This window comes from Paenibacillus sp. FSL L8-0436, assembly GCF_038593025.1.
GTDB lineage: Bacteria > Bacillota > Bacilli > Paenibacillales > Paenibacillaceae > Paenibacillus_AQ.
Window position 1 is genome coordinate 4,184,668 of sequence record NZ_CP151955.1, and the last position, 17,206, is coordinate 4,201,873.

General features: G+C 47.3%; 14 protein-coding genes and 1 pseudogene. 5 read left to right on the top strand and 10 right to left on the bottom strand.

Annotation, left to right across the window (positions count from 1 at the left end; genetic code table 11):
* Nucleotides 1–61: 61 nt before the first annotated feature.
* The 4 genes from NSS79_RS18970 to NSS79_RS18985 all read right to left on the bottom strand — a co-directional run bounded on the left by NSS79_RS18970 (nucleotide 62) and on the right by NSS79_RS18985 (nucleotide 4,304).
* Nucleotides 62–2,344, bottom strand: coding sequence for a DNA topoisomerase 3 (locus tag NSS79_RS18970; RefSeq protein ID WP_342435712.1), 2,283 nt, complete (start codon nucleotides 2,342–2,344; stop codon nucleotides 62–64).
* A gap of 232 nt (nucleotides 2,345–2,576) precedes the next feature.
* Nucleotides 2,577–3,050 (bottom strand): hypothetical protein, encoded by a 474-nt coding sequence (locus tag NSS79_RS18975; RefSeq protein WP_342435713.1) that lies wholly within the window; start codon nucleotides 3,048–3,050, stop codon nucleotides 2,577–2,579.
* A complete protein-coding gene (locus tag NSS79_RS18980) occupies nucleotides 3,047–4,111 on the bottom strand; it encodes a DNA polymerase IV (RefSeq protein WP_342435714.1) in 1,065 nt (354 codons plus the stop codon). Before NSS79_RS18980 ends, NSS79_RS18975 begins: the two co-directional genes overlap by 4 nt.
* A gap of 4 nt (nucleotides 4,112–4,115) precedes the next feature.
* A complete protein-coding gene (locus NSS79_RS18985; protein ID WP_342435715.1) occupies nucleotides 4,116–4,304 on the bottom strand; it encodes a hypothetical protein in 189 nt (62 codons plus the stop codon).
* A 401-nt stretch (nucleotides 4,305–4,705) separates the two neighbouring features.
* Between NSS79_RS18985 and NSS79_RS18990 the strand changes: the two genes are divergently transcribed.
* A complete protein-coding gene (locus tag NSS79_RS18990; RefSeq protein WP_342435716.1) occupies nucleotides 4,706–5,566 on the top strand; it encodes a hypothetical protein in 861 nt (286 codons plus the stop codon).
* Between the two features lie 614 nt (nucleotides 5,567–6,180).
* Here the strand turns inward: NSS79_RS18990 and NSS79_RS18995 are convergent.
* A pseudogene (locus NSS79_RS18995) lies at nucleotides 6,181–6,414 on the bottom strand (helix-turn-helix domain-containing protein); the annotation flags it as partial.
* 313 nt (nucleotides 6,415–6,727) lie between these two features.
* Here NSS79_RS18995 and NSS79_RS19000 point away from each other — a divergent pair.
* Nucleotides 6,728–7,153 (top strand): hypothetical protein, encoded by a 426-nt coding sequence (locus NSS79_RS19000; protein ID WP_038592888.1) that lies wholly within the window; start codon nucleotides 6,728–6,730, stop codon nucleotides 7,151–7,153.
* Nucleotides 7,154–7,401: 248 nt separating this feature from the next.
* Here NSS79_RS19000 and NSS79_RS19005 read toward each other — a convergent pair whose 3' ends face one another.
* The gene (locus NSS79_RS19005; RefSeq protein ID WP_342435717.1) at nucleotides 7,402–7,524 is read right to left on the bottom strand and encodes a hypothetical protein; all 123 of its coding nucleotides are present in this window, start codon (nucleotides 7,522–7,524) and stop codon (nucleotides 7,402–7,404) included.
* Nucleotides 7,525–7,612: 88 nt separating this feature from the next.
* Between NSS79_RS19005 and NSS79_RS19010 the strand changes: the two genes are divergently transcribed.
* Together NSS79_RS19010 and NSS79_RS19015 are read left to right on the top strand one after the other, a co-directional pair.
* A complete protein-coding gene (locus tag NSS79_RS19010) occupies nucleotides 7,613–7,813 on the top strand; it encodes a DUF6199 family natural product biosynthesis protein (protein ID WP_038592891.1) in 201 nt (66 codons plus the stop codon).
* A 1,315-nt stretch (nucleotides 7,814–9,128) separates the two neighbouring features.
* Nucleotides 9,129–9,578, top strand: a complete 450-nt coding sequence (locus NSS79_RS19015) for a hypothetical protein (RefSeq protein ID WP_038592896.1) — start codon at nucleotides 9,129–9,131, stop codon at nucleotides 9,576–9,578.
* 85 nt (nucleotides 9,579–9,663) lie between these two features.
* On the opposite strand, the gene NSS79_RS19020 is transcribed toward NSS79_RS19015, so the two are convergent.
* On the bottom strand, nucleotides 9,664–11,379 hold the full coding sequence (locus NSS79_RS19020; protein WP_342435718.1) for a proline--tRNA ligase: 1,716 nt from the start codon (nucleotides 11,377–11,379) through the stop codon (nucleotides 9,664–9,666).
* Between the two features lie 573 nt (nucleotides 11,380–11,952).
* Here NSS79_RS19020 and NSS79_RS19025 point away from each other — a divergent pair.
* Nucleotides 11,953–13,956, top strand: a complete 2,004-nt coding sequence (locus NSS79_RS19025; protein WP_342435719.1) for a methyl-accepting chemotaxis protein — start codon at nucleotides 11,953–11,955, stop codon at nucleotides 13,954–13,956.
* Between the two features lie 118 nt (nucleotides 13,957–14,074).
* On the opposite strand, the gene NSS79_RS19030 is transcribed toward NSS79_RS19025, so the two are convergent.
* The 3 genes from NSS79_RS19030 to NSS79_RS19040 form a co-directional block, all read right to left on the bottom strand.
* A complete protein-coding gene (locus NSS79_RS19030; protein ID WP_342435720.1) occupies nucleotides 14,075–15,562 on the bottom strand; it encodes a glutamate synthase subunit beta in 1,488 nt (495 codons plus the stop codon).
* A 233-nt stretch (nucleotides 15,563–15,795) separates the two neighbouring features.
* On the bottom strand, nucleotides 15,796–16,287 hold the full coding sequence (locus tag NSS79_RS19035; protein WP_342435721.1) for a dihydrofolate reductase: 492 nt from the start codon (nucleotides 16,285–16,287) through the stop codon (nucleotides 15,796–15,798).
* A gap of 48 nt (nucleotides 16,288–16,335) precedes the next feature.
* Nucleotides 16,336–17,130 carry a thymidylate synthase gene (locus tag NSS79_RS19040; protein ID WP_038592911.1) on the bottom strand — a complete coding sequence of 265 codons (795 nt, stop codon included), beginning with the start codon at nucleotides 17,128–17,130 and terminating at the stop codon, nucleotides 16,336–16,338.
* Nucleotides 17,131–17,206: the final 76 nt, after the last annotated feature.

A 17,206-nucleotide genomic window follows, 5' to 3' on the forward strand; every position in this document is an offset into this window, starting at 1 on the left:
CGGAAATCATTAGGCCAGAGTGCATCCTCTTTGATTGCTCGTAAGATTTAAACTTTGCGCTTTATTCTACAGTCAGTTGACCTGTACTCACATCCGAGAGTACCAGTTTGCCCTCTTGCGGCGAGCCGTCCTCGCCGGCAAGCTTCAGCTTGCCTGTTTTGCCTTTCTCAATCAGCGCCTTGACCTGGGCATCACTAAGCGTGCGGCCGTGATTTTCCTTCCAGATGACAAATTTACAGCCTTCCTTGTAATGGGAACAGCCATACCCTTTGCGGCCCATAAAAATCGTTCCACCGCAGCCGGGCCGCGGACACTTCCCGATGATTTTTGGTCCGTCATCCCCTTTGGCCGCAGCTGCTTTTCCGGCAGCTTCCGCCCCTGACTCGCCAGCCGCTTTGCGGGGCTTCGCCTCAGCCGGTTTACCTGTCGGCTTACGTGCCGCACCGGCGCCGCTTCGTCCTTTGGCTCCCGCTTTCAAGGATGGCGTCTCCCCTTCAAAGGAGGTTTTGGCTGCCCGGGACTGTACCCGGACTTTGTCCACAATCATCGAGGCGAAGCGTTTGACGTTCTCCATAAACTGCCCGTCCGCCGCCGTGCCTCTGGCGATTTCATTCAACCGCCGCTCCCACTGGCCGGTCATTTCCGGGGACGTCAGCAGTTCGACGCCTGCACCGCGAATAAGCTCAATGGCAGTCCTGCCCTTTTGCGTGATGGCGATTTTTTTGCCCTGCATTTCCACATATCCCACGTTCTTAAGCCGTTCAATCGTCGCCGCGCGGGTAGCCGGTGTGCCAAGGCCGGAGTCCTTCATCGCGTCGCGCAACTCCTCATCCTCGATCTGCTTGCCCGCACTTTCCATTGCTTTCAGCAGCGTACCCTCTGTGTAGTGCTTGGGCGGCTGGGTGTCCTTCTCTTTGACGATCGCATCACTGCAGATCACCTCATCGGCAGGAACCACTGAGAACGGTTCATTCACTTCAATTTCTTCTTCCTCTTCCTCTTCCTTGCCTTTGCCCTTGGACGGCTTAGCCTTGTCCTTCTTCTGATCGCCGTAAATCACTTTCCAGCCCAGGGACAGCAGCTCCTTGACCGTAGTTTTGAAATTTTCGTTCTCCACCTCGGTAAGTACGGTATGAACCTTATATTCAGCAGCCGGATAAAATTGCGAGAGGAAGCGGCGCACAATTAAGTCGTACAGCTTGGCCTCATCCGTGCTAAGTCCCGATGCTTTGCGGTTAGTCGGCAGAATGGCATGGTGATCTTCAACCTTCGAGGGATTGCAGATAAACTTATTGCCTTTATGGACCAGATTCCGGTTGGCGCCTTTGACCCATTCGTCGTACGATGTTCCTTGCAGGGCGGAAAGCGTCTTGTGCATCTCCGGGATGTTCTGCTCGGTCACGTAGTTGGAGTTGGTCCGGGGATAGGAGATCACCTTATGCTTTTCATATAATGCCTGAGCAATATCGAGCGTTTTTTTGGCGGAAAAAGCATGCTTACCGTTCGCCTCGCGCTGCAGCAGCGTCAAATCATATAACTTATTCGGATACTCTTTCGTCTCTTTGACCTCATAAGAAGCTATCCTGCCCGGCTTGCCCTTGACCTTAGCGGCCAACGCTTCAGCTTTGGCTCCATCCGTCAGGCGTTCCCCTTGCCACATCCCTTTGTAGGTCATCTCGTTCTGAGCGAAATGTCCCTCCACTTCAAAAAACTTAAGCGATGAAAAAGCTTCTATCGTCTTCTGGCGGTCATAGATCAGCGCAAGTACTGGAGTCTGCACCCGCCCGACGGACAGCAGCACATTATGTTTGGTCGTAAACGCCCGCGAGCCGTTCATGCCAATCAGCCAATCCGCTTCACTGCGTGCTCTGGCGGCTTTGGTCAGGTTTTCGTACTCTGAACCGTCCCGCAGCTCCTGGAACCCTTTACGGATCGTCTCCGGAGTCAAATCGGAAATCCACAGCCGTTTCACCGGCTGATTCAGCTTCAGATGCCGCTGTATCAGCGAAAAAATATGCTGTCCCTCCCGCCCCGCGTCGCAGGAATTGACCAATAGGTTGCTGCGTTTGGCCAGTTCTCCAATAACTTTCAGTTGGTCAATGGTACGCGCATTGGGTACTAGCTTGAACTGCTCGGGGATGATCGGCAAATCATTGATATTCCATTTTTTATATTTGTCGTCATAGGCTTCAGGCTCGGCCAACCCGATAAGATGTCCAATCGCCCATGTGATGATGTACTGCTCCCCTTCCAGATAGGAACGGTAATTTTTGGCCTTTGGTTCTATTGCGGCGGCGATATTCCGCCCCATATCCGGTTTCTCCGCAATAATAAGTGTCTTCAAAAAGTATCGCTCCTTAACCTTCATTGTTCCAAAATACGTCCAGTAGTCTATTATACCATTATGTTTAACGTATTACCTGCTATTAATCAGTATAAATTGAGCAACAAATACAGGTGCTCATGGATTCTACCAGGCTTTTTATCATTAAATATAAAGAGCAACTCCAGTTGACGGTGATGGAACCGGTTGTGAATCAAAAATCCCCCGCCAGTATCACTGACGGGGTTTCGTTTTATTTTTGCAGGTCTTTTAATACTGCCCCAAGGTCGGCGGTATACTTGGTCAACCTTAAGCTTATCTCTGTACGCATAACATCACGGGTTAGTCCAAAGCGTTCCTGGTACCCCCGGCAAAAGATTTTATAAAATACCAAAAATTCCTCCTGTTCATCCGCCATCATCCTGATATTCCGCTGCTTCAGTTCTTTTTGTAACTGATAGGTATCCTGGATAATCCTGCGCTGAATGGCTTGCCCGGCCATTAAATAGGCACGTTTAAGAATGTTACCTGAATGTTCGATCTCCTTCAGGCTTTTGCTAACCATAGTATCCATGTAAGGGAGCAATATGAGGTCACGAACCATTGTCCGTTCATCGGCGGTTATCATTTTTCTTACCTCATCATCTTGCTTCTGCTCATACTGCTCCACATGTTCGGTCATTAACATTTTGGTTTTCCATCTCTCATTCCCGTTTAATTTACTCATTTATAATGTCCTCCAATCTGTTCGGCCCGTTCCAGGGCAACTCCAGATTCGAGCAACGAGGAAGCACGTATGAGCGCTCGGCTACCGTACCGGGTTTTGATTTGATCAATTGCCCGTTCTCTGTTGTATGTGCGGATACGGTCATCAAATAAGGTAAGCTGCATGACACTGTCATCGGTCAAATGCGATATAAATATAGCTAAACGACTTAAAGGCATACCGGTCCAATTATCAACGAATAAGCGATAGGCCGCTGCAGCTACCTCATGAGTTAAAGACGATGGCTCCGGCAGTGTCATTTGTCGGCTGTATGAGTTTGATTTATCACCATCGGTTTCTGATACCGCTATAGACACCGTTGCTCCCATATACCGGTATTTCCGCGCTCGTTGGCAAACCTCAATCACCAATTCTAGCAAAACAACCTCGATTTCAGGTAGCCGGGTATACAATTTCCAGCGTAGAGCCTTACCGTGCCCTACTGATTTGATTTGATGGCGTATGCCGGTAACTACCGGGCTGGGATCTATGCCACGGGCAGTCTGCCAGTAATACTCCGCCTGAATATCGCTTTGCTTGCCCATGGTCGTGCGCATTCTCCGCTTAAACTCCCCCAACTCCATACGGGCGATATCTCCAATTGTGGTAATACCCATGCGGTAAAAATTTTTGCTCATTCGACCAGCCACCATAAACATTTCATGCACTGGCAACGGCCAGAGCTCTTTATCTAAATTGTCGTAATCAAGCCTGAAAATTCCGCCGTCCTTCTTCTTGGCAAAGTTGTTTGCCATCTTAGCAAGTATTTTTGTCGGTCCGATCCCCACTCTGATCCAAACACCAGTTGATAACATGACATGCTGCTGAATGGAGTGAATTACCTCCTGCAAATCTCCTCCAAAAAAGCTCAATGAGCCTGTCACATCCAAAAATTGCTCGTCGATACTGAAAGCTTCAACAAGGTCGGTATAATTATGATAGATTTCTGAAATCAGCAGAGAGACCTTTATATACGTACTCATCCGTGGCCGGATGACCACGAGATCCCGGCATTTAGTCATTGCTTCACCCGCGTGACGCGGTGGTTACACCATAGGCTTTGGCGATGGGGCATGCTGCTAATACAATGCCATTCATCCTGGTTGGATCTCCGACTGCGACAGGCTTATCTTTGTATTCAGGGTGGGCAGCCTTTTCGACGCTTGCGTAAAACGCTTGGCAATCTGAAAGTAAAATGATTCGGTCCTTAGGCATATCGCTGCTCCCGTACTGGATGCCACGCGAGGATATTAGAGAGCAGAAAGACTCGTGGCGCACGGACTAATAAGCAAGTAGCCCGAATACACCCATTTCGTATGTCCAATATTTCAATTCGCCTCTGAGTGATCTCTCCCAATTTGTCCAGGTATATGATTTCGATGGTTTGGCCGATACTCATTTTCATGATTGATCGCCTCCGATAAAATAAGAACATTTGTTTGTATTATAACCAAACATATGTTCCTTATACAATAAGTAAGATATTCTTCGAATGGAATAAAAAAGTAATTAATTATCTCCGCTCACTTTATTGCAAATATAGACATAATTGTTTAGACAATCCTTGTTAAGTTTTGTAAAGTGTCTATCTATACTACATATAAGGAGTGTTCCAATTGAAAAAGTTTAAGCTAATGTTAATTTTATTATTAGTTTTTGCATCCTTGCCCGTGCAGAGTGCGCTAGCAAGTGGTTCCATCATAGTTACTGATATTCCGGCTAATATGCCCACCGTGCCAACACCTACACCCCAAGTAACAACGAACCTCACTGCAACGTCAATGTATAATTATTCTGGAGGTTTACTCGATGAAAAAAAGCTGAGTATATACCCACAACTGACGGAGTACATTACTCAGCTAACGGATAATAATGAGAATACAACTGCTCCTATGGAGAAATGGCAGCAGCTAGTATACGTTTTTCCAGAGGAAGTAACGATTAATGGCGCCATTGCAAAATTCATATCAGAAGGTACAGGTGAGTTACTGGCTATTTATTACGATTCCAAAAATGTTTCCATAACATCAACAACATTAGTGAGTGGCAATCGAATTAAAGCTGCTCTGGGTAAAGGTGAAGTAACTGGTGTTAAAAAAGTAATACTTTATGCTAAAGGAACTGATTCTAAGGAAGTTGACTTTAAAGTGACTGTTTCTGAATTTAACGTCTATGGTTTTGGGAAAGATCCCACACCTCAACCAACCCCTACACCAACTCCAGAACAACCAACTGGTGACCAGGCACTACTTACAATTACATTATTGAATGGAATAGAAAAACAATATGATCTTCCTATGAACGAAGTTAACGCTTTTTTGACTTGGTATGATGCCCGTGATGCAGGCAGAGGCCCTGGAATGTATGCAATTGATAAACATAGCAACAATAAAGGTCCCTTTAAAAAGCGTAAAGATTATGTTGTCTTTGACAAAATACTTACCTATGAAGTAAGTGAGTACACAGCAGCAAAATAAACAAAACAAGCCCGTTAGGCAAAGTGGGCAAGCCCCTGTTTTATAGACACTGAAAAAAGACCCTATACTATAAGCTGCTTCCGGTACTCTACCGGAGGCAGCTTATTTAGTCTTCGTTGCGGTCGATGTTGGTTGTAAAATTGAATATAGGCTTCAATTCGTCTTTGTGCCTCGTCCAAATTCCGGATATCACTAGAGTAGAGCCCTTCCGTTTTGAGATGTGTGAAGAAGCTCTCCATGGAGGCATTGTCATAACAATTTCCTCGGCGAGACATGCTGATTTGGGCGTCAACCTTTGGCAGCATGTCGTGGTATGCATGAGATGTGTATTGGAATCCCTGGTCGCTGTGAACGATCAGTCCGGTCACGTCTTTTGTCTTGTGAAAGGCTTTCCCAAAGGTCTGTCGAACCAATGGATTGTCATTTCTCTGACTCATGTGGTAGGCTACAATTTCATTGTTAAAACAAGTCATTCACCGCAGAAAGGACCTTCTTATGATTCATCCAAACTCCATGATCCTGCAGCAAAAACAAAGAGTAGTATCCTCTTCTTGAGACCCCAAATACTTTGCAAAAATGACGAAATGGACATTCATTTGCAGCTCTCTCAATCGTTACATACCGATCTGTTTCATCTCCTGCATCCAGATTTCCAAGCACTTTTTTAGCATCTCGTTCTCCCGCTTCAGCCTTTGGATCTGCCTATCCTGATTCACAGATTCCTTACGCGTTCCCCGCCCATCTATCCGTCCAAACTCGCCAAGTTCCCGGTACTTCTGCATCCATACTTTCAACCGATGTCGATCGGGAATGTTAAACTTCTCCATAATTCTGCGACAGGTGTGTCCTTCTTTAACGTGTAGGCTTTTTCAAGAGGTTTATTCCAATGTCTATCTAAGGGGTACACTTCACGTGCCTAGCGAGTTATTTTATGTATGCTCTAAATTCAAATCTTTCCGAGATGGCCGCAATAAGTCGCGTCAGATTCGTCATATCAGCATCTTTTGGTAAACGTGTTTTTTATTGCTCCGCTAGTTATCTAGGTTTATATGATCAAGAAAAGTATAACTTAAATGTATTTAATCATCAGGAAATAAGTCCAATCTATCATTGCGGATTCACAATATAATAACGTATAACCTTGAAATGGAGTGATGATAGATGGCGACAATTATAAGTTATGGTTCACAGGCAAAAATCCCGTTAAACCCGCTCACTATTGCTACAACAGTTGCAGGGATTCCTGGAGCTGGAGCGGGTCTAGCCACAGCGCAAGTAAATATTAGTCCGGCTAACCCTGCCTCTTTCTCCAGTAGAGTCGAGTTAAATGGTAGTTTTAGTCTTACTGCACTTGCTAATAGTCAATTTTTCGTTATAATTCGGCGTGCTGGAGTTGATATTTATAGATCCTTTTTCCGTTTTACTACAACTACTGATATTCAATTAAATGTTCTGTGGGTTGATGGTCCTTACCTTGGAATCCACAACTATGAATTGGTAATTCAAAATGATAGTAACTTGCCTATAAATCTATTTGGACCCATAGCATTCACAGCAACTGCTATTGGAGGAGACGGCGTAATTTAAGTTATAGAACTAGATTTGGGTTTACTCAGATAACAAATGCGAACTCTTTTGATGCTCAAAATCAAAATTAGCGGTGCAAATTGAAACGGAAAAAAACGTGGATATAAATATACGAAGAATTAAAAAATGAAAAAAAGCCCTGCAGACCATTACGGCTGACAGGGCTTTTACCGGTGCTTTCGGACTGCACGCTATGGCTTGTTTTCTGAAGAAGAAGTCCTTTCCTTTACCTGTGTCATGGCTTTGCCTCACCTTCCTAAGCCTTCAGAATGGTTAATCAGGATCACGTTCTCCGGTCCGTATCTGGCTGCAACCTCGACTGCTACAATACCTGATGTCTCGCCACCGCTATAGCAGACGATGTGCTTCATGTCTGTTTCCTCCCTGGGACTAGACAGCCCCTAAATGTGCAACCTCATTCGCTCAGTCTGCGTAAAATTGATAAAGGAGTTGGTAGAAATGGTGGTCTTCGCTATTCTTTTCATGTTGCTTGCGATACTGAATATTTTCTTTCCGGCAATGGGCTGGTACATACGTTATGGATGGATGATAAAGGGTGACTCCGAACCCAGTGACGCATATCTCATGATGAGTAGAATAAGCAGTGTTATCGTACTTATTGTTTTTCTCATATTCTTTTTGCCTATAATTTTTAGTTAGGGGCTTGCTGATCCCTTAAAATAACTGTTGCTATTTGATTGTTGTCCGCCGCTACACGATTTCCACATTCTGCGGGCCGATTTCGATAATGGTACATACCCAATTGTTTTCCGGGAATGCGGCAAAGTGTCCATCTGGAAATGGCTGAGTGGCCACTGTCCAAACGCTACGTTTATTCCTCATTCCGCTGTACTCGATATCTTCCCGATCTGGGCGGTACTGCTGCGGCTGACCGGGCGGTGGAGATTCTTTTACATCACGGGCGAAGGAATTGCCCTTGCTCCGGCCTTTGCGGTGAATGGTGCCGTGAGATCCTCTCTCTCCCAGCCTGCAGGAACTTTGAAGTCCCCCCCCCCCCCCCCCGCGCTTTCCGCCCTCCTGGTTATCCAGCGGAGTTTTTCCGAAGAGTACCCTCCTCTATAACCGGCGCAGTCACCTGTCTTATGATACGCCAGACGTCATCCAACTTGTCACCGATCTGACTAGGCACATTTCCTCCGGGTCGGTATTGTCATACACGTCCGATTCTTCTTCGGCACTCTCGATGGTTTTAGTAATCTGTTTGATCTGCGGAAGTAGCTTCTGAACATCAGCTATAATTTGATTTTTCCATGTGATTATCATCTTAAAGGAAGAAGAGTAGCTTACGCTGCTCCTCCGCCCCCTTTCATTTTTCTCTCAACACGCTTCTTATAGGCGCCCCACCTAGCTGACAATACTTTAGGGCTGTAATCATTCTCTTCCGCGATCTCTTTCTTTACTCACTTCTTCCATAGGGTCAGCTCCTTCGGCGTCTTGTTCCTCGCCCAGGTTCTACCGGTTTTCGTTCCATCCAGAAGCCTACACTCTTTCTGACTCCGATCGCAAATACCTTGAACGAAATGAACTTGATGAATTTTCAAATGGGTTAGAGCAGTTTGGCATCGACGATGATTTAGAACCCTTTGATTATTTGTTGTTTAGCGGATCTCGTTCTGGAGAGTTTTCCGCTTTGGAGTGTGGCCTGACATTGATTTTGAGACTTTCGAATGCCACGTTTATAAAACTATATACTTTCCTCGTTTTAGATGAATTCAATATAGATGTATTGAAAAAGCTCAAAATCAAACAGTTGGAAAGATATAAACACTATCAAGAGGCACATAACACCTCATATTTTATTTTCCGCCATACTCATATCACAATGCTAATCGAGGCAAAAACTATCATGAGTGGAGTAGGTTTCGTTTATTTAATAATTTCATATATATCCGTTAGTTAGTCCAAGCAGCACGACGGTTTTTTCATATATTAATTTTAAGGAGGTGAATATCCTATGACCATTCAATTTGTAGATTTACGGTTATCGAACCAGGCCGCTTCCGATGCAACTCCAGTTGTGATTCCATTAGCGGCTACCCCTTTGGTATTCGGAGATATCGGGATTCAGACCGCAGGGGTACTGCCAGAGAATCAGAGCAACGTCCGCGTGCTGCTGGCTGGATATGTAAAGACGGAAAACAATCCCTTGTTCAATACGAATACCCTTAGAGTTCGCAGAAATGGAACCATTATTTTTACCACTACATTCGGGGTGGCGATCAGCAGGGAAAATGAAGCTTTTGGTTTCTCTGCTGTAGATGTCCCCCCTGCTGCCATTGTGGCAACCGGGCAAATTCAGTATACGGTTGAAATCTTCACCAATGCAGCTGCCACAGATCCATTTAATAACGTTCAGGCGAGAAACTTCAGCGGAATTGCCGCTGCAGGCAATTTCTCCGGCTAAACAATCTTCTCCTGCCAATCTTAAGGTTGGCAGGAGATTCAAATACATAATCAAAAACGCCGCAAGCTGCTATTAAACCTTCACTTCATTTCAAAGTCCCGGCAATCCGCATAACCGCTTCAGCAATATCCAGTACTTCCTTAATGCTGGCTTTGCGGTCCATATATTCAACTTTCTGCGCTGCAGCATCCTTGCCTACAACAATCGCAACCGGAATACCGATCAGGCCGGAATCCTTAAATTTCACCCCGGCACGTTCATCCCTGTCATCATAAAGCGTGTCAATCCCTAGAGAGGTAAGCTGCGCATACAGTCGTTCAGCCACCGCTGTCTGCTCTTTGTCCTTGGCTGACATCAGCAGAATATGAACATTGTAAGGCGCGAGCGCTTGGGGCCAGATAAGACCCTGTTCATCATGGTTTTGCTCGGCTACAGCAGCCAGCAACCGCGAGATGCCAATCCCGTAGCAGCCCATAATCATCGGGGCGCTTTTGCCTGAATCGTTCAAATACGTGGCTCCCAGCTTCTCACTGTACTTGGTACCCAGCTTGAAAACATGGCCGATTTCAATTCCCTGATGAAAGTGCAGTACCCCTTTCCCGCAATTCGGACAAGTCTCTCCCTCCACGGCATTTCGCAGATCACCCACATGCTGGAGGCTGAAATCCCGTCCAGGTACGACTCCGCGCAGATGGTAATCTTTCTCTCCGGCACCCGCTATACCCGACTCCATGGCCGCAACTGCCGAATCAACCAGCACGGTCAGCGAAAGACCGACTGGACCGACATAACCACTTTCTACTCCGGCGGCAAGCTGCACAGCTTGATAATCTGCCAGGGAGATGTTGCTAGCCCCGATCATTTTGGCCACCTTATGTTCGTTGACCTCATGATCACCGCGAACCAGTACGGCATAAAATTGACCGCCGGCTTCATATATCAGCGTCTTGATGATTTCCTCAGGCTGGATGTGCAATTCCTGCTCGAGTTGTTCAATCGTCCGGGTGTCTGGCGTATGGAACTTCTCGGCAGCAGGTTGGTCCCCTCTTATCATGCGTACTTCTTGCTCTCTCTCAGGAGACCGAACTTCAGCCAATTCCAGATTTGCAGCATAATCGCAGACAGAGCAGACGCCAATGGTATCCTCTCCGATTTCGGAAAGCGCCATAAACTCGTGGCTCCCGCCTTCACCGCCTATGGCCCCGGAATCGGCATGCACGGCCCGGTACAGCAGACCGCAGCGTTCAAAAATCCTTTGATAGGCGTTATACATTCGCACATAAGATTCATCCAGCCCGTCCCAGCTGGTATCGAACGAATAGGCATCCTTCATCAGGAACTCCCTGCCCCGCAGCAGCCCGGAACGCGGCCGGCGTTCATCACGAAACTTGGTCTGAATCTGGAACACAGTCAGCGGCAGCCTCCGGTAGGAATTGATCTCGCCCCGTACCAGTGAAGTTATTACTTCCTCATGGGTTGGACCCAGTACAAACTCCCGGTCATGACGATCTTGAAGCTTGATCAGCTCCTTGCCGTAGACCTCATATCGCTCCGACTCTTTCCACAGCTCAGCAGGCTGCATCGCGGGCATCAGGATCTCCTGTGCACCCGCGGCATCCATTTCCTCGTGGACAATCTGTTCAATCTTGCGCAGCACACGGCGGCCAAGAGGCAAATAGGTATAGATTCCGGCCGCCAGCTGGCGGATGTATCCTGCACGTAGCAGCAGCTGGTGGTTTGCGGTCTCGGCCTCAGCCGGAGCTTCGCGAAGGGTTGTGGCAAGTAATTGACTTTGACGCATAAGGTTCAGCCCTCTCTGGTTTGTTTAGCACAATTTCTCAAGTCTTCTTAAGAAAACGCAAAAAGACACATCCGTCAGGGACGAATGCGTCGTGATACCACCCTATTTCAACCGCCAAGCTGTGCCTGGCAGTCCTCAAGTCCGGATAACGGCCGGGGCCGGCAGCACCTTAATGTCTTTCCAAAGTGCAGCAGCTTTCAAGGCAGGGTACACTTCTCTCGCTTCATGAAGGACCTTTCAGCCGGTGAGTCCTCTCTCTGATCCAAGCGATTCCAGAAACGTAGATCCTTGATCAACGCTATTACGCTATTAATATGGTATTCAATTTAAAGGATAATGCAAAATTCGTCAAGCCCGCTGAGAGATCCATCAGTTTCCACTCTCTCCAATTTCAGTGCAATTAATCCTTTACAATGTAAAATCATATCAGGATGTATGTTATTTCTTTCATATTCAAATATATACATATGAAATTATTGTGTCAATAAACCGAATATATCATTATAACATTTCACAAGGAGCAGTTGCTTACAACTAAATCTGCTTCTATGCAACCAAGGGGGAGCCATAACAATGTACACAAATATTAGAAAAATCATCCACAAACTCACATCCCGTTCACTTCAGAGGAAGATGATGTTGATCTTCACGATTATGCTGGTTATCCCAGTCCTCCTCGTGAGTTACTTCTCCTACTCCAGTGCAAGCCAACAATTGGAGTTGAAGATGCAGGAATCGACACATGCCAGTGTGGATTTGCTGAAAAGTACAATTAACGAAACCGTAAATGCAGCTATCAAAAATGTTCAACAGCTCAGCCAGCAGCTCACTTCCGCCGACATTGATGCTCAAACACCGGAAGCCCGTGAACTCATTGAATTGTTCATGAAAGAACATCCAGAGCTGGAGATCCTTACGGTGGGTAATGAAAAAGGCTCCTGGATGAAGGCACCGGATCCCGGCAAGCAACAGGATTACGATCCGCGTACCAGAGAATGGTACAAGGCGGCCATGCAAAATGCCGGCAAAGTTACCATCGTGGATCCCTTCGTTTCCGCCACTACAGGCAACTACAACCTGTTCATCTCTGAAACGCTAAAAGACGGCAAAGGAGCAGTCACCACCAGCCTTAGCCTTAAAGCGATGAGCGAACGAATCAACCAGGTTAAGCTGGGAGATAAAGGCTACTTTTATGTCGTTGACCGCAATCATAAATTCGTGTCCCATCCTGTCAAAACAGCAGGAGAAGAGATCGACGACTATGTGGTGAAGCTGCTTTCAAATGAGGGCGGAGCGCTGTCCTATACCAATCCGGATTCGGGTCTTGATATGCGGGGCTATTATACCACTGATCCAACCACCGGTTTCACGATTGTCGGTGTCTTAACCACACAAGAATTCTCAGATGCCTCCCTGCCTATACTCTATACCGGCTTAATGGTTCTCGGAGCAGCCCTGATTGTTGCATTGGTATTGATGTACTTTATTGTCCGGGCAATCTCCCGGCCAATCGCCAACCTCAATAACTCGGCACGCCGTGTAAGCGAGGGCTATCTGAATGAACGAATTGTGATTGACCGTACAGATGAGATTGGCCAATTAGCTGAGAACTACAATCTCATGGTCGATTCCTTACGGAATATCGTGATTGACATCTCGGATACGTCCGGACTCTTGGCTGCTTCGAGCCAGCAGCTGACAGCGACTACCGAGGAGAACTCCAAAGCAACAGCCTATGTAGCCGGGCTGGCAGAGGAGTCTTCAAATGGTGCCGAAACTCAAACCGCTGCGATGATGGAGACGTCGCGGGCGATGGAAGAAATGTCCTCCGGCATTCAAAAAATAGCCGGAGCCGCCTCATCCATCGTTGATTCCTCGACCGATACAGGAGCAGATGTGCTCGTCGGGAGCCGCAAGATCGAGCAGGTCAGCAAGCAGATGAACGCCATCCGGGAATCTACGCAACTGTCGGCTCAGCTTATTGGACAATTAAATGGCCTAAACAGCGAGGTCTCGGAAATGAGCAGCGCCATTTCCACTATCGCCGTACAGACTAATCTGCTCTCATTGAATGCAGGAATCGAAGCCGCACGCGCCGGGGAACATGGCAAAGGATTTGCAGTAGTTGCCGCCGAGGTGCGCAAGTTGGCTGATCAATCTAAAATGACTGCCGGCAATATCCAAGACACTATTGTTCAGATGACTGAACTGATCGATCAGACCTATGAAACCATCCAGAATAGAGTGTCGGAAGATGTCGAGCTTGGTATGCAAGTAACGGAAGAAGCCAAAGAAGCCTTCGCAAGCATTGAACATTCCACAGCCAAGATCAATGGACAGATTCATGACATCTCTGCGATCACTGAACAAATGTCAGCAGGTGCAGAAGAAGTCGCAGCATCTGTCCAGGAGATCTCGAACATCTCGCGTTCCGCTTCCGATGCCTTCCAGAATGTAACAGCTGCTACCCAGCAGCAGCTTGCCTCGATGGAAGAGATCACCTCTTCATCGGGTGAGTTGTCCAAAATGGCCGGAGATTTGCAGCAAAAAGTCGAACACTTCAAGCTTGAAGATTAGGCAGCCGCCTAATCTTCAACTGTCAGCTAAATCAGCTCTAATATTAAGAAGCCGTCTTCCACAGCTTATACTGTGAAAGACGGCTTTTAAGGTTTCATGTTCAGATATTCAATATAGATTAGACGAGAACTGTCGATCCCATCAGATATTTATCGACTTCACGTGCAGCTTCGCGTCCTTCATTGATCGCCCAGACCACAAGACTTTGCCCACGGCGCATATCACCGGCGGCAAATACTTTATCCACGTTCGTGTTGAACTTGCCGTAACGAGCCTTCACATTGCTGCGGCGGTCTGTCTCAAGGTTCAACTCCTCGATCATCTCCTGCTCCGGTCCGTCGAACCCAATCGCAATCAGGGCAAGCTGAGCCGGATATACAGCCTCCGTACCAGGAACTGGCTGATAAATCTTACGTCCGGACTCATCCACCATCCGGCGGATTTGTACGGTATGAAGTTCCTTGAGGTTGCCTTCTTCATCACCTACGAATTTCGTAGTCATGATGGAGAATTCACGCGGATCATCGCCAAAGATTGCCTTGGCTTCCTGCTGTGCATAGTCAAGCGTATACACATTCGGAAACTGCGGCCAAGGATTGGCAATCGGATCACGCTCAAGCGGAGCTTTGTCATGCGTACCAAACTGGGTAATGCTGTTGCAGCCATGGCGGAGCGAAGTTGCCACACAGTCAGAACCGGTGTCACCGCCGCCAAGCACAATAACATCCTTGCCTGCAGCAGAGACAAAGTTGCCATCCTGCAGATTGGAGTTCAAGTAGCTCTTAATCGTGCCGTTCAAATAATCCATCGCATACATGACGCCCTTAAGCTCAGCTCCCGGGACGTTGAAACGGCGCGCCTTGGTCGCACCGCCGCAGAGGACAACCGCATCAAATTCATCGACCAGCTGCTGTGTCGGAATATCTTTGCCGATCTCTGTATTCACTACGAAGTTCACGCCTTCGGCAGCCAGTAAGTCAACACGGCGCTGCACGACACGTTTGTCCAGCTTCATGGTCGGAATTCCATATGTCAACAGGCCGCCTACGCGGTCACTGCGTTCAAATACAGTTACAGTATGTCCTGCCTTGTTAAGCTGGGCCGCTGCAGCCAGACCAGCGGGTCCGGAGCCGACGATGGCTACTGTCTTGCCGGTACGCTTCTCCGGCGGACAAGGCACAACCCAGCCTTCCTCAAAGCCCTTATCGATGATGGCAAGCTCTATCGTCTTGATCGTAACCGGCTGGCCGATTAGACCGACGGTACAGGAGCCTTCGCAAGGTGCCGGACAGATGCTGCCCGTAAATTCAGGGAAATTGTTCGTCTTATGCAAGCGTTCAAGTGCTTCCTTCCACAGTCCCCGGTACACCAGATTATTCCATTCGGGAATGAGATTGTGGACAGGGCATCCTGAAGTTCCGCCGGCCATATCAATACCTGTATGACAATAAGGGGTTCCGCAATCCATACAACGGGCGCCTTGTGTCCGAAGCTCGTCCTCGGTTAAATGATGGTGGAATTCTTCCCAGTCTTTCACGCGCTGTTCAGGATCCCGGTCTCCTGGGAGCTGGCGCTTATACTCCATAAATCCAGTAGGTGTAGACATATTTACGTTTCCCCCATCCGTTCTCTTCGTGTTGATGTATAGTACATTGTAACATATTGCGGCAGACTCATGTCGTTTCAGCGCAATGAAGTACCTGCACATTCTATACTACTTTTAAGTTTAGCATTTCTAATTTTAATTATAGTAGCATTCTATACTTTCGCACTGTAATGGATTAATCTGCTGATTATTTGTACTATTTCACATGTTGTGTCAGAGAAAACGCTTTTTCTTCAAACCGTACGTTCATAAACATAGAATCGGTAATCATACGGATTTTTCTCATCGCGAATTCCTGGGGTGTTGGAAATCTCTGTCCATTCACTCCACTCTACCTCAGGAAATTTCGTATCGCCTTCAAACTCATGTTCAATCCGGGTCACAATCAGCTTATCAGCATACGGCAGGAACATCCGGTAGATCTCCGCACCGCCAATAATCATCAGTTCATCACCCTTGCCGCCTTCAGCCAGCGCTTCCTCCACGGTGTGCACGACCTTTGCTCCCTCCGGAGTATAGCTGCGGTCCCGGGTAATAATAATACTCGTTCTGTCCTTGAGGGGTTTGCCCCCGAGCGACTCCCACGTCTTACGGCCCATTAGCATTCGTTTACCAAAAGTTTCGGATTTGAAAAAGGCAAAATCACGCGGCAAATGCCAGGGCATATCATTGTCCTTGCCGATTACACCGTTAGCACCCATTGCCCATATCATGCTGATACTCATATTTCAGCCCCCTTTTCAAGGAATCATCAGAAATGTTTCCAACAAAGACTATATCGCCACTGGTGCTTTAATTCCCGGATGATGAACATAATCTGTAAATTCAAAATCTTCAAAGGTATAATCAAAAATACTGTCCGGCTTTGTGAGAATCTTCAGTGTAGGCAGCGCATAAGGCTCTCTGGACAACTGCTTGGCGACCTGCTCCAGATGGTTTGTATAAATGTGCACATCGCCTCCGGACCAGATGAAATCACCAACCTCAAGGCCGGTCTGCTGGGCAACCATATGTGTGAGCAGGGCGTAGCTGGCAATGTTAAAAGGCAATCCCAGGAAAGTGTCCACTGAACGCATCGTCAGCATGCAGGACAACTTGCCGTCCGCAACATAGAATTGGAACACAAAATGGCAAGGCGGCAGCTTCATCTGCTCAATCTCGCCCACATTCCAGGCACTGACGATATGACGGCGGGAATCGGGATTATGTTTGATCGACTCGATCACATTCGAAATCTGATCAATAATCCGGCCGTCGGCGCTCTCCCAGGCCCGCCATTGGGAACCGTATACGGGTCCCAGCTCCCCGTTCTCATCTGCCCATTCGTCCCAGATCGAAACACCGTGCTCCTTCAGATAGGAAGTATTCGTCTCTCCTCTAAGAAACCACAGCAGTTCATAAACTACCGATTTCAAGTGAATGCGCTTTGTTGTCACCAGCGGAAAACCCTCTTGCAGATCAAAGCGGAGCTGGCGCCCAAATACGGATATCGTACCGGTACCTGTCCGGTCGCTTTTTTCCGTGCCATGATCCAATATATCCTGAAGTAAATCCAAATATTTACGCAACAGTCAGCGCTCCTCTCCTCTTTTTTTCTTATCCTAGTTTACCATGACCTGCCCGCCCTTGTAACTTAGCAAAGAA